The sequence below is a fragment of the Actinomadura sp. NPDC000600 genome (genome assembly GCF_040492135.1).
GTDB lineage: Bacteria > Actinomycetota > Actinomycetes > Streptosporangiales > Streptosporangiaceae > Spirillospora.
Genome location: NZ_JBEUPD010000004.1, coordinates 1 through 12,700, shown reverse-complemented (window position 1 = coordinate 12,700; position 12,700 = coordinate 1). Strand labels below are relative to the sequence as shown.

The window sequence follows — 12,700 nt, the reverse complement described above, 5'->3', positions numbered from 1 at the left end:
CTCCCCGCGCGCCCCGGACCCCGGGGGGGGGGTGGCCGTGGCGCCGGCCGGGCGGGGGGTGCCCCCCCCCGCCGCCGCCCGCCGGCGCTGTGCCCCCCCCGCCCCCCCCCCCGACGCGGGAGACGGAGGCGGGTCGGGCTCCGGCAAGGGCACCATCCGCCCGACCTCCTGGGCGGGGCGGGGCGGAACCGGCGGCGGTGTCTCCGGCGGTGGCGGCAGCGGCGGCTCGGGCGGCGGCTCGGGCGGCGGTGGATCGTCCGGCGGTTCTGGCGGCGGCTCGGGCGGCGGCGGTGGCTGGTTCTCCGGTGGCGGACGCTCGTCCGGCTCCGTTGACCGCGGTCGCGGGCGTTCGGGCGGTGGCTCGGGCCGTTCGGGCGGCTCCGGTGGCGGCGGCTGGTTCTCCGGGGGCGGCAACGGCGGCTCTGGCGGCGGTTCGGGTGGTTCGGGCGGTTCGGGCGGAGGGTCCGGCGGCGGGTCCGGGGGCGTCCCCCGGCAGCGCGGCCGCTCCGGCGGCTCGGGCGGCGGCCCTTCGCGTCCCGAGCCGGGTGGGCGGCGGCAGCCCCCGCCGCTGTGGGGCAGGAGCGGCTCCGACGCCTCCCCGCCGATCCCGTTCTGGCTGCGTCCGGCCGACCGCCGGTCCGGTGAGGCGGATCGGGACGAGTGATGAACCTGACCGACCGGCGGCGCAAGCTCCTGTTCGCGGGTCTCGTCGTGCTGCTGGCGGCCGTCGGCGTGTACCTGACGGTCGCCGCGCCCTCCGACGAGTCCGACGACGAGCCGCAGGCACGCCCGACCGCCACTGCGTCGCAGCCCCCCGCGTCGCCGCCGCCGGGGATCCAGAGCACCGTGAACCCTGACGACTTCGACGTCTACCGGCTGCTGCCGTTCTCCCGGCGGGAGTTCGCCGCGGCGGCGGACCTCGCGCAGCGGTTCGTCGCCGCCTACGGGACGTACCGCTACGACGAGACCCCCCAGGCCTACGTGGCGAAGTTCGCCGGCCTGGCCACCGACGACCTCGGGCAGCGTCTCGGAGAGGGGATGGCGGCGCCCGCGATGGTGGAGGAGCACCGCAAGGAGCAGTTCGTCGCGCAGGGCGCAGCGTCCCTCGATGAGGTCCGCGACATCGAGAAGAACTCGATCATCTTCCTGGTGACCGGCCGCCGGCAGGTCACCAGGAACGGCCGGACGAGCAGCGACAGCAAGCAGTACGCGGTCACCGTGACGAGGTCCGGCGGCTCGATGCGGGTCTACTCGTTCGAGCCGGCGGACGCCGGGCAGGCGGGTGACACGGGATGAGCACGCGGATACTGCTGTTCGTCGGCGGTCTCTGCGTCGCCGCGGTGATGTTCGCGGCGCTGGTCTCCGTCCCGATCCTGTTCGGCACGGGCCAGTTCCTGTACGGGGGCGGAGTCGGCGGCGGCGGTTGCGTGGACACGGCCGCCGCCGGTTCGCAGCCCGCGGCGGCCGGTGACGCGAAGGCGGTCCCCGCCGACTACCTCAAGCTGTACCAGGAGGCGGGAAAGAAGTACGGCATCCCCTGGAACGTCCTGGCGGGCGTCGGCAAGGTCGAGACCGACCACGGCAGGTCGACGATGCCGGGCGTGTCCAGCGGGGAGAACTACGCGGGCGCGGGCGGCCCCATGCAGTTCCTGGAGCCGACGTTCAAGGCGTTCGCGGTGGACGGCGACAAGGACGGCAAGAAGGACCGCTACGACCCGGCGGACGCGATCCCGACGGCCGCGGCCTACCTCAAGCACAACGGCGCCCCGGACCGGATGCGCACCGCGATCTTCCAGTACAACCACTCGTGGGACTACGTGGACCTCGTCCTGGACTGGGCGAAGCGCTACGTCGGCGGCGAGTTCAAGGTCGTCCAGGCCAACGGGATCAACTGCGAGGACAACCAGCTCCCCGCCAACGTCAGCGCCCTCGTCAAGACGATCATCGCGTTCGCCATGGCGCAGCGCGGCAAGCCGTACGTGTTCGGGGCGAACGGGCCGGACGCCTACGACTGCTCCAGCCTGATCCAGGCCGCGTACCGGCAGGTCGGCCTGAACCTCCCGCGCACGACGTTCGAGCAGTGGCCGTTCGGCGTGAAGATCCCCAAGGGCAAGGAGCAGCCAGGCGACCTGGTGTTCTTCAACTCCGGCCCCGGGACGTCGCCCGACAACCCCGGCCACGTCGGGATGGTCATCGGCGGCGGCAAGATGATCGTGGCGAGCTGCTCGTCGTGCGTGCCCGCGATCGGCGTCAAGACGTACAAGAAGGCGAACTGGGTCGGGGTGACCCGCCCGCTCGCGCGGCCCGACTTCAAGAAGAAGGTGTCGGAGCTGGCCGCGCGGCAGTGACCGCCCGGCGCGCGGTCCGGCCCGGCGGGCTCAGCGGAACCGGCGCCGGCCGATGACGAGCAGGATCTCGCGCAGCGCGTCGGCGGCGTCCCGGACGTCCTCCGGCGGCACCAGGGCCATGACCTCCTCGTGCGCCGCGCCGGACGCGGCCAGGGCCCGCTCGGTGACGCGCAGCCCGTCCTCCGTCAGCTGGACGAAGCGGCTGCGGGCGTCGCCGGCGTTGGCCTCGCGCTCGATGTAGCCGGCCTTCTGCAGCCGCTGCAGGACGTTGCTCGTGCCGCCCGAAGTGAGGAAGGCCGACCGCGTGAGCTCGCTCGGCCGGAGCCGGTAAGGCTCGCCCTCCCGGCGCAGCACGGTCAGCACCTCGAACTCGGCGTAGGTGAGGCCGAGTTCGGCGAGCGGGCCGCGGAGAGCCTGCTGCACCAGCATGGCGACGCGCCCGGCGCGCTTGCTCAGCTCCAGCATCGCGATGAGCGGCTCGGACAGCCCGTCCCGCCGCCACGCGTCGGCCACGGTGTCGATCTCATCCCTGCGGGTGTCGAACTCGTCCCGGCGGGACCCGGTCTCGTCCCCGCGCACGCTCTCGTCCTGCACGCCCCGAGCGTACTCGCTCAGCCTGTTGCTTTTTAAAAAGCTAACTCTTAAGCTTTTGAGCATGACAACGACTCTACTGCTCACGAACGGCCTCGTCATCGACACCGCGCCCCGGCCGACCGTGCTTGGAACCGCCGACGTGCTCGTCGAGGACGGCCGCATCGCCGCCGTCGGCCCGGGGCTCGCCGCGCCGGAGGGCGCCGAGACCATCGACGCGACCGGCCGCATCGTCATGCCGGGCTTCGTCGACACCCACCGGCACACCTGGCAGGCGGGGATCCGCGCGGCCGTGGCCGACGGCACGCTCCCCGCCTACCTGCAACGCGTCCTCGGCGAGATGGCACCCCGGTACCGTCCCGAGGACGTGTTCGCCGGGACGCTCGCCGGCTCCCTGGAATGCCTCGACTCCGGCATCACCACGCTGGTCGACTGGTCGCACATCCAGCTCGGCCCCGGCCACACCGAGGCGAACATCGCGGCGCTGCGGGAGTCCGGGATCAGGGCGGTGTTCGGGTACTGCTACGGCGGCGACGGAGACCTCGGCGCGCTCGCCGCCGAGACCGGCCGCGTCCACCGCGAGTACTTCGGCGGCCCCGGCGGCACCGTCACGATGGCGCTGGCCGCGCTCGGCCCGGAGATCGCGGGCGCCGAGCGCGCGCTCGCCGAATGGCGGACGGCCCGCGACCTCGGGCTGCCGGTCACCGCGCACATGGGCGGCCACGGCGCCGAGAGCGCCGCGAGCGGCCTGGCGTTCCTGGACGCCCACGGGCTGATGGACCACCCCGCGATGTACGTGCACGCCAACTTCTACACCGACGAGGAGCTGAAGCGGATCGCCGGGAGCGGCGGGACGGTCTCCGTCGCCCCCGCCATCGAGGCCGCCGTGAACATCGGCGCCCCGCCCACCGGACGCGCCCGCGCCGCGGGCGTCCCGACCGCGCTCGGCGCCGACACCGTCGCCTGCGGACCCGGCGACATGTTCAGCGTCATGCGCGCCGCCTACCTCCTCGAACGGGGCCGCCCGGACGGCGCCGGCCTCGGCTTCACCACCGCCGACGCCCTCCGGATGGCGACGATCGAGGGAGCCGAGGCCGCCGGGCTGGCGGACGCCACCGGGTCGCTGACCCCGGGCAAGCAGGCCGACCTCCTCGTCCTGCGCACCGACACCCTAGGCGTCGCGGCGGCCCACGACCCCGTCGCGGCCGTGGTGCTGGCGGCCGACACGCGCAACGTCGACACCGTCCTCGTCGGCGGCCGGGTGGTCAAGCGCGGGGGAGTGCTGACGGGCCACGACGTCCCCGCCCTGCTGGCGTCGCTGACGGAGTCCGCCGGGCGCGTGACGGCGGCCTGAGCCGAGGAGAATCGTCGGCCGCACGTGGCATGCTGATCTGCGTGGAGTCCGAGATAACGATCCGCGTCGCCGACGAGCTGCTGATGTTCCTGCCCGCCGCCCGGCGGGCGGCCCCGGCCCGCGTGCCCTACGACGGGACCTCCACGCTGGGGCACCTCGTGGAGTCGCTGGGCGTGCCGCTGCCCGAGGCGGGCCCGATGACGGCCGACGGCGAGCCCGCCGGGCCCGCCACCCGGCCCGCGGTCGGCGCCGAGGTCCGCGTGGCGGCGGTGCCGCGCCCCCAGCCCGTCACGCTGGACCCGGGCCAGGTCGCGCCGCGCTTCCTCCTCGACGTCCACCTCGGGACGCTGGCCCGGCGCATGCGCCTGCTCGGCCTCGACACCGCCTACCACAACGACATGGACGACCCGGCGCTCGTCGTCCAGGCCAACGAGGAGCGCCGTGTCCTGCTCACCCAGGACCGCGGCCTCCTGCGCCGCCGCGCGCTGTGGTTCGGCGCCTACGTCCGCGGCTCGCGCCCGGACGACCAGCTCCGCGACCTGCTCGACCGGTTCGCGCCCGTCCTGCGGCCGTGGACGCGCTGCACCGCATGCAACGGCGAGCTCGTCCCGGTCGACAAGCAGGAGATCGAGCGCGAGCTGCAGGCGGGCACGCGACGCAACTACGACGTCTACGGCCGCTGCGCCGACTGCGGTCAGCTGTACTGGCGCGGCGCGCACGGCGACCGCCTGGAGGAGATCGTCCGCGACGCGACGCGACTGGTCGACGCCCTCCGGGGCAACGGAACCGGACGGACCGGCGCCGCGGTCTGAGGGAGAAGCACGGAGAGGAGCTGGTCGAGATCGATCTCGTGGTGGTGGGTGCGGCGATCCTGTCGGAGGGGCGCCTGCTGGCCGCCCAGCGCGCGGAGCCGCCGCACATGGCGGGCGGCTGGGAACTGCCCGGCGGCAAGGTCGACCCCGGCGAGTCGGACGAGGACGCCCTGGTGCGCGAGTGCCACGAGGAACTGGCCGTGAAGGTCCGCCTCGGCCGCCGCGTCGGCGGCGACTGGCGCCTGAGCGAGCGCAGCCTCCTCCGCGTCTGGACGGCCGAGATCGTCGAAGGCGAACCGCAGGCCCTGGAGCACCTGGAACTCCGCTGGCTCACCCCGTCCGAGCTCTACGACGTCGACTGGCTCCCCGGCGACCGCCCGGTCATAGACCTCCTCGCGGCTCAGGGCCTCAGCTGATCCGGTTTGCGCCGGCGAAGTCGGAGCGTTCGCTGAGTTTGGAGATCTTGACCACGTCGCCGGTCTGGGGGGCGTGCAGGTACTTGCCGTCGCCGAGGTAGATGCCCATGTGGTGGAGGTTGCTGCCGAAGTAGACCAGGTCGCCGGAGCGCAGCGAGCCGCGCGAGACCTTGGTGCCCATGGCGAACAGGTCGCCGGTGTAGTGCGGGAGGCCGGGCTTGCCGACCTGGGTGTAGGCCCAGACGACGAGGCCGGAGCAGTCGAAGCTGTTCGGTCCGGCGGCGGCCCACACGTACGGGGAGCCGAGCTTGGTGAGCGCCTTGCGGGCCATCTTGGCGGGCAGGTCCGAGCCCTTCACGGTGGCCGTGAGCCCGGTGCGCGGGTCGCGCGCGTGGGTGGTGGTCAGCTTGTCGAGGCGCTTCATCACCTCGCCGACCTTGGACTTGGCCGCGTCGCGCGCCTTCTTGGCGTCGTCCCAGGCCTTCTTGAGCTGCGCGCTCTTGGCCTGGGCGGTGCGCTGCGCGGCGTCGGCCTGGTCGATCTGCTTCTTCAGCGCGAGGACGGCGGTGGCCTGGCTCTGCGCGAGGTAGGCGCGGTCGGACAGCCCCTCGGCGGACGCGCCGGAGCCGAAGAGGACGTCGGGGCCGCCGGCCATGTAGTTGGCCGCGGCCAGGCTGCCGAGCCGCTGGCGGGCGGGCTCGGCGAGGGCGCGCAGCCGCGCGGCCTCCTTGGTGGCGTCCTGCTCGGCCTTGCGGGCCTTGCCGAGCTCCACGCGGGCCTTGTTGAACTTCTCCGTGAGGATCTCGGCCTCTTCGTTCAGCGCGTCCAGGCTCTTGCGCAGGCCCTTCTCCGTCGTCGGGGTCGGGCTGGGCGCCGACGGCGCGGCGGCGTGCCGGGACGGCTGCGCGGCGCGGGCGACGTTCGGCGCGGCGGCGCCCAGGCCGATCAGGAGCAGGGTGGCTGTGGCGGTGGGCATGATGCGACGCCGCCGACGGGAATCCGGAACCAAGCCGGTGTTCTCCTCTCCTCGCACGCCTACCGGGTTAGCTGACGGGTTCGGGCCAGGAGTCGCCCTACGACACGTGTCGATTCACCCCGAGGGTGGTGGGTCCCCGGTTCTCCCGCTTCTCGGGAGATTCGGCGTTCCGGCCGCAGTCCCGGGGAGGGGACTCCGGACGACCGGATCTCGGGAAGATTACAAAGAACGAGCAAAGTTCGCCAATCGGGGCCCGGTGTGACCGGCGGTACGAACGGCTCGGGATGGATGGTACGCACGGCCAAGTAGAATGGGGGACTGCCGCGTGTCTGCGGCGATCCCCGAACTCTCACGCAAGGCGAACCCGCATGCCCATCTCCACGCGCGACGACCTCCGTAACGTCGCGATCGTCGCCCACGTCGACCACGGCAAGACGACGCTGGTCGACGCCATGCTCTGGCAGTCCGGGGCCTTCCGCGAGAACCAGGACGTCGACGACCGCGTGCTCGACTCCAACGACCTGGAGCGCGAGAAGGGGATCACGATCCTCGCGAAGAACACCGCCGTCCTGCACAACGGGCTGACGATCAACATCATCGACACCCCGGGGCACGCCGACTTCGGCGGCGAGGTCGAGCGCGGCCTGTCCATGGTGGACGGCGTCGTCCTGCTGGTGGACGCCAGCGAGGGCCCGCTCCCGCAGACCCGGTTCGTGCTGCGCAAGGCGCTCGCCGCGAAGCTGCCGGTGATCCTGGTCGTGAACAAGACCGACCGCCCCGACGCGCGCATCGACGAGGTCGTGGACGAGACCTACGAGCTGTTCATGGACCTCGACGCCGACGAGGACCAGATCGACTTCCCGATCGTGTACGCCTCCGGTCGCGCCGGGCGGGCCTCGCTCGACAAGCCCGCCGACGGCGCCATGCCCGGCAGCGACGACCTGGAGCCGCTGTTCAAGGTCATCACCGAGACGATCCCGGCGCCGTCCTACGACCCGGACGCCCCGCTCCAGGCGCACGTGACGAACCTGGACGCCTCCAGCTACCTCGGCCGGATCGCGCTGTGCCGGGTGCACGCCGGCATGATCAAGAAGGGCCAGCAGGTCGCCTGGTGCCGGCACGACGGCAGCATCGAGCGGGTGAAGATCACCGAGCTGCTGATGACGGAGGCGCTCACCCGCAAGCCCGCGGACGAGGCCGGGCCCGGCGACATCATCGCGATCGCGGGCATCCCCGAGATCATGATCGGCGACACCATCGCCGACCCGGACGACCCGCGCCCGCTGCCGCTGATCACGGTGGACGAGCCGGCGATCTCCATGACGGTCGGCACCAACACCGGGCCGATGGCGGGCCGCGAGAAGGGCACCAAGGTCACCGCTCGGATGGTCAAGGACCGGCTCGACCGCGAGCTGGTCGGCAACGTGTCGATCCGGGTGCTGCCGACCGAGCGCCCCGACGCCTGGGAGGTGCAGGGCCGCGGCGAGCTGGCCCTGGCGATCCTGGTGGAGAACATGCGCCGCGAGGGCTACGAGCTGACCGTCGGCAAGCCGCAGGTCGTCACCCGCGAGATCGACGGCAAGAAGCACGAGCCGGTCGAGCGGCTCACCGTCGACATCCCCGAGGAGCACCTCGGCGCGGTCACGCAGCTGATGGCGGTCCGCAAGGGCCGCATGGAGCACATGACCAACCACGGGACGGGCTGGATCCGGATGGAGTTCCTCGTCCCCGCCCGCGGCCTGATCGGGTTCCGCACCGAGTTCATGACCGAGACGCGCGGCACCGGCATGGCGCACCACGTCTTCGAGGACTACGAGCCCTGGTTCGGCGAACTGCGCACCCGGCCGTCCGGCTCCCTCGTCGCCGACCGCTCCGGCGCCGCGACCGCCTACGCGATCACGAACCTCCAGGAGCGCGGCACGTTCTTCGTCGGCCCCACCACCGAGGTGTACGAGGGCATGATCGTCGGGGAGAACTCCCGCGCCGACGACATGGACGTCAACATCACCAAGGAGAAGAAGCTCACGAACATGCGGTCGTCCACCGGCGACGAGCTGGAGCGGCTCACCCCGCCCCGCCTCCTGTCGCTGGAGGAGGCCCTGGAGTTCTGCCGCGAGGACGAGTGCGTCGAGGTGACCCCGACCGCCGTCCGCATCCGCAAGGTGGTCCTCGACGCCAAGGAGCGCGAGCGCACGCGCGCCCGCACCAAGCGCGCGGGCTGAGCAGGTAAGCGAAAGAGGCGGCCCCGCGGTTCCGGAGAACCGCGGGGCCGCCTCTTTTCGTCGCGTGTCGCTCAGTTCAGCTGGACGGTTCCCGTCACGTCGGCGGCCAGGCGGAGCTGGTCGCCGTCGCGGAGCGGGGCCTCCACGCCGCGGGGGAGCCGCTCGCCGTTGACGAACGTCCCGTTGGTGGAGCCCTCGTCGCGCACCCACGCCGTGCCGGACGGGTCGAGCCACACGGTCGAGTGGCGCCGCGACACGTTGTCGTACTGGGTGAACGTGGCCGCCACCGGCGACTGGCCCGCGTCGCGGCCGAGCACCAGGTGCTGCCCGACGGAGACCTTGAGCTCGCCCGTCGGGAACTGGACGCGCAGGACGGGCGTGCCCTTCTGCGGCAGCGGGCGCAGGCACGAGTCGCACTGCGCGGCGCCCGGGTTGGTCAGCACCGCCTCGCAGTACGGACACATGAACGCCGTGCTGTCGGGCGCGGGCGGGCGCTGGCCCTGGTTGTGCTCGTGCGGCAGCAGCGTCGCCTCACGGCCGTGCGGCGGCAGCGGCGGCTGGCCCCCGTGCTGCGGCTGGCCGTGCGGGGGCTGCCCGTGCTGCGGCGGACCACCGTGCTGAGGGTGGCCGCCGTGCTGGGGCTGGCCCCCGTGCTGCGGCTGCCCGTACGGGGGCTGCGGCTGCGGCGGGCCGAACTGGTGGTCGCCCGGACCGGGCTGCGGGGCGCCGTACTGGTCCTGCGGCTGGTACTGGTCCTGCGGCTGGCCGTACTGCGGCTGCTGGTACTGGTCCTGGGGCTGCTGGTACTGGTCCTGAGGAGGGGACTGGTACTGCTGCTCGGGCCCCGGGGACTGCTGCGGCGCGCCCCACGGATCCTGGGGCGGCTGCTGCTGCGGCATGCCCCACGGGTCGGCCGGCTGCTGCTGCATGGGCGCCTGGCCCCCGTGCTGGGGCTGGCCGCCGTGCTGAGGCTGCCCGTGCTGAGCCTGCCCGTGCTGGGGCTGGCCGTACTGGTGCTGCCCCTGCTGGTCGGCGGGAGGCTGCTGCGGCGGCCCCCACGCGTCCGGCTGCGGCTGCGGCTGCGGCGGGCCCCACGGGTCCTGCGGCTGCGCGGAGGGACCCGGCTGGTGCGGGGCCTGCTGCTGGTACGGGTCGTTCTGCTGCGGCTGGCCGTACTGCGGCTGCCCGTGCTGAGGCTGCCCGTACTGCGGCTGCCCGTGCTGGGGCTGGCCGTACGGCTGGCCGCCCTGCGGCCCCGGCGGCGGGGGGACCCGCTGGTCGTACCCGCCCGGGCCCGGCTGGGGCGCGCCGCCGGCGCGCGCCAGGTTGGCTCCGCAGCTCATGCAGAGCAGATCGCCCGGCTGGACAGGCTCGTCACAGACCGGACAGTTCAAGGTCGCCATGACACATCCCCCGAGCGCACCCCGGCGCGGTCGAGCCTCGACGTGAGGTGCTCCATGTCACCCCGTCGCGGGATCCCGATGTAGTACACCCGCCTTCCCTCCGGCCCTTCGTCCACGGACACCTGTACTCGGGGCCCTCTTCCTTCAGTGTCGCCGACGCCGGCCACTGCCCCGTACCGCTCGCGTCCCAGCTGGGACACCGGCACGACACGCTGGTTGGCCGACCCCCTCCAGAGTAGAGAGCCGTCCCCGGAGTGTCGCCCCCCCGGATTGAGCCGGTCGACGTACGGCCCCGTGATCACGGCGTCGCACATGTCCACGATCTCGCGCGTCACTGCGGCGCGCGAGAGCCGAGAGTAGGCATATCCGCTGTAAACCAATATGTCCAACGCAATCGTCTCACGGCCGCGATTCTCCCGCCACGCGCGGATCCCCCGCACCAGGGCCGCCAGCGCGGCCGGCTGCTGGAAGGGCTCACCGCCCGAGATGGTCACCCCGTCGACCGGTTCCGGCAGGGACGCGAGCCATCCTAGAACCGCGTCGACGGGGATCGCCCGTCCCGGGTCGGCGTCCCACGTGTCGCGGGAGAGGCAGCCGTCGCAGTGCAGCGTGCAGCCCTGCGTCCAGATGCCCGCCCGCGTCCCGGGGCCGAGTGTGGTCACCGGGTAGTGCGCCTTGGCGAGCAGCAGCGTCTCGCCGGCGCCGTCTCCGGCCGCGGGGGGCCGACCCGTGCTCACTGGAGGTCCAGATGCACGATGCTGCCCTCGCGCCGGATCCCCGTCACGGTGACCTTCTCGTCAGGGACGAGCTCCCGGTCGAACAGCGCGCGCGCCAGCGGGTTGACGAAGTGTGACTCCAGGGCCATGCCGATGCCGCGCCCGCCCTTGTCGAGCTCCTCCGTGCACCACCGGCGGAGCGTCTCGAGCGCCTCGCCCTTCACGGCCAGGACGAGCCGGTGCTCGTCGGTGACCCGGCGGCAGATGTTCGCGAACTGCAGATCGAAGATCTTGTGCGCGGCCTCGGCGGAGATGAAGTCGAACACCACGATGTTGTCGCCGAACCGGTTGAGCAGCTCGGGCCGGTTCAGCACCTCGGTGAAGTGGTCGGCCACGGCGCCCTTGATGCGCTGCTCCACCTCGTCGTAGGACATCCCGGGTGTGATGTTCTGCACACGCTCGGGCGATCCGAACGGGGAGGCGTCGCGGGCCGTCAGGTCGCGGCCCGGGACGTACATCCCGAGGTTCGAGGTGAAGATCAGGATCGACTCGGAGAAGTGCACGGTGTTGCCGCGGCCGTCGGTGAGGCGGCCGTCCTCCAGGATCTGGAGGAACTTGTCCAGGATCCGGGGGTGCGCCTTCTCGATCTCGTCGAAGAGGATCACCCGGAACGGGTCCTCGCGGACGGCGTTGGTCAGCTCGCCGCCCGCCTCGTGGCCAACGTACCCGGGCGGCGACCCGATCAGCCGGTCGCCGGACCCCTCGCCGGAGAACTCGCTCATGTCGAAGCGCAGGTAGGCCGACTCGTCCCCGAAGACCAGCTCGGTGATCGCCTTCGCCAGCTCCGTCTTGCCGGTGCCGGTCGGGCCGGCGAAGAACAGCACCCCGCGCGGCCGGCTCCCGGACCGGGTCGCCTGCGCGCCCGACAGGCCGAGCACCGCCCGCTTGAGGATGTCGAGGGTCTTGGTGACGGCCTGCGGCTGCCCGATCACCCGCTCGGGGACGCGCTTCTCCCCGTCCAGCACCCGGCGCCGCAGGTGGCCGCGGCTCCACGGGTTGTCGAGCACGCCGAGCTTGTAGGTGCGGACCGCGTCCGGCAGGTCGGCGAGGTCGACGTTGCGCTCCTTCGCCAGCCGGGTCACCTCGATCATCGACTGGAGGGTGAGCCCGTCGGCCTGCTCGGCGAACGCGTCGCAGGCCGCCGCCGCGGCCTCGTCGGCGGCGACGTCGCCGACCCCGAACGCGCGGGCCAGCAGCCGCGCCGTCTCCTGCCGGTCGCCGAGGTGCGGGCGCGGGATCGTGATCTCGCGGATGTTCTCGTTGTCTGCGGTGAGCCACGGCGGCAGGTCGCCGGGCCGCTCCACCAGCCAGACGACCGGGTTGTAGAGCGGCTTCGGCCGCGGCCCGGTCACCCGCACGGGGCGGGCGCTGCGCGACAGCTTCGCGCAGAACCGGAAGAAGTCGCGCTCGGCAGGCTCCAGGTCGGTCGGGGTGCGGGCGATGCGGGACGCCGAGTCGATCACGAACGCGGCGCGGACGTTCTCCTTCGGGCGGGCGACCGCGGCCAGGTAGCGGGTCAGCCCCTCCAGCGACGGCTTCTCGTCCGCCTTCACCTTGCCGAGCAGCCGCTCGGCCGCCGCGGCCGACTCGGCCCCGGCGGCGTCCTCGGGACCGGGGACGATCTGCAGCCCGTCCACCGGGTCGTACACGGCCATGAAGGACGCGCCGCTGGAGCGCAGCGTCTCCCACAGCAGGGCGCGCAGCGGCAGCAGCTGTGCGGGCGCGCCGTCCGCCGCGGGCGAGAGGAAGCTGTCGTACAGGTTGCCCGACAGGACGTACTGGGAGTGCACCGAGAGGGTCGC

Annotated in this window: 12 protein-coding genes and 1 riboswitch; of the genes, 7 read left to right on the top strand and 5 right to left on the bottom strand. The window is 72.9% G+C overall.

Annotation, left to right across the window (positions count from 1 at the left end; genetic code table 11):
• The first annotated feature begins 663 nt into the window (after positions 1 to 663).
• Positions 664 to 1,296, top strand: a complete 633-nt coding sequence (locus ABWI07_RS07315; protein ID WP_353818007.1) for a hypothetical protein — start codon at positions 664 to 666, stop codon at positions 1,294 to 1,296.
• Complete coding sequence (locus tag ABWI07_RS07310) at positions 1,293 to 2,348, top strand: C40 family peptidase (protein WP_353818006.1); 1,056 nt, start codon at positions 1,293 to 1,295, stop codon at positions 2,346 to 2,348. Before ABWI07_RS07315 ends, ABWI07_RS07310 begins: the two co-directional genes overlap by 4 nt.
• Positions 2,349 to 2,378: 30 nt before the next feature.
• Here ABWI07_RS07310 and ABWI07_RS07305 read toward each other — a convergent pair whose 3' ends face one another.
• Entirely contained in the window at positions 2,379 to 2,942 is a 564-nt protein-coding gene (locus ABWI07_RS07305) for a MarR family winged helix-turn-helix transcriptional regulator (RefSeq protein ID WP_353818005.1), read from the bottom strand.
• A gap of 61 nt (positions 2,943 to 3,003) precedes the next feature.
• Between ABWI07_RS07305 and ABWI07_RS07300 the strand changes: the two genes are divergently transcribed.
• Genes ABWI07_RS07300 through ABWI07_RS07290 form a run of 3 tightly spaced genes read left to right on the top strand, consistent with a single transcriptional unit; the run spans position 3,004 to position 5,521 of the window.
• Positions 3,004 to 4,293 carry an amidohydrolase family protein gene (locus ABWI07_RS07300; protein ID WP_353818004.1) on the top strand — a complete coding sequence of 430 codons (1,290 nt, stop codon included), beginning with the start codon at positions 3,004 to 3,006 and terminating at the stop codon, positions 4,291 to 4,293.
• Between the two features lie 29 nt (positions 4,294 to 4,322).
• A complete protein-coding gene (locus ABWI07_RS07295) occupies positions 4,323 to 5,105 on the top strand; it encodes a Mut7-C RNAse domain-containing protein (protein WP_502912804.1) in 783 nt (260 codons plus the stop codon).
• A gap of 29 nt (positions 5,106 to 5,134) precedes the next feature.
• Positions 5,135 to 5,521: a (deoxy)nucleoside triphosphate pyrophosphohydrolase gene (locus ABWI07_RS07290; RefSeq protein WP_149261225.1), complete on the top strand. Its 387-nt coding sequence runs from the start codon at positions 5,135 to 5,137 to the stop codon at positions 5,519 to 5,521.
• Here the strand turns inward: ABWI07_RS07290 and ABWI07_RS07285 are convergent.
• The gene (locus tag ABWI07_RS07285; protein WP_149260885.1) at positions 5,514 to 6,497 is read right to left on the bottom strand and encodes a C40 family peptidase; all 984 of its coding nucleotides are present in this window, start codon (positions 6,495 to 6,497) and stop codon (positions 5,514 to 5,516) included. The two genes, ABWI07_RS07290 and ABWI07_RS07285, sit on opposite strands and share 8 nt — an antisense overlap.
• A gap of 40 nt (positions 6,498 to 6,537) precedes the next feature.
• Positions 6,538 to 6,674, bottom strand: a riboswitch (cyclic di-AMP (ydaO/yuaA leader).
• A gap of 191 nt (positions 6,675 to 6,865) precedes the next feature.
• On the opposite strand from ABWI07_RS07285, the gene typA reads away from it, so the two are divergent.
• A complete protein-coding gene (typA, locus tag ABWI07_RS07280) occupies positions 6,866 to 8,719 on the top strand; it encodes a translational GTPase TypA (RefSeq protein ID WP_149260884.1) in 1,854 nt (617 codons plus the stop codon).
• Between the two features lie 71 nt (positions 8,720 to 8,790).
• Here typA and ABWI07_RS07275 read toward each other — a convergent pair whose 3' ends face one another.
• The gene (locus ABWI07_RS07275; RefSeq protein ID WP_149260883.1) at positions 8,791 to 9,183 is read right to left on the bottom strand and encodes an FHA domain-containing protein; all 393 of its coding nucleotides are present in this window, start codon (positions 9,181 to 9,183) and stop codon (positions 8,791 to 8,793) included.
• 48 nt (positions 9,184 to 9,231) lie between these two features.
• Between ABWI07_RS07275 and ABWI07_RS07270 the strand changes: the two genes are divergently transcribed.
• Positions 9,232 to 10,206: a hypothetical protein gene (locus ABWI07_RS07270; RefSeq protein WP_353818002.1), complete on the top strand. Its 975-nt coding sequence runs from the start codon at positions 9,232 to 9,234 to the stop codon at positions 10,204 to 10,206.
• On the opposite strand, the gene ABWI07_RS07265 is transcribed toward ABWI07_RS07270, so the two are convergent.
• Both ABWI07_RS07265 and ABWI07_RS07260 read right to left on the bottom strand, forming a co-directional pair.
• A complete protein-coding gene (locus tag ABWI07_RS07265) occupies positions 10,110 to 10,784 on the bottom strand; it encodes a 4Fe-4S single cluster domain-containing protein (RefSeq protein ID WP_353818001.1) in 675 nt (224 codons plus the stop codon). The two genes, ABWI07_RS07270 and ABWI07_RS07265, sit on opposite strands and share 97 nt — an antisense overlap.
• A gap of 71 nt (positions 10,785 to 10,855) precedes the next feature.
• On the bottom strand, positions 10,856 to 12,700 hold a 1,845-nt coding region (locus tag ABWI07_RS07260; protein WP_353818000.1), incomplete at its 5' end, for an AAA family ATPase.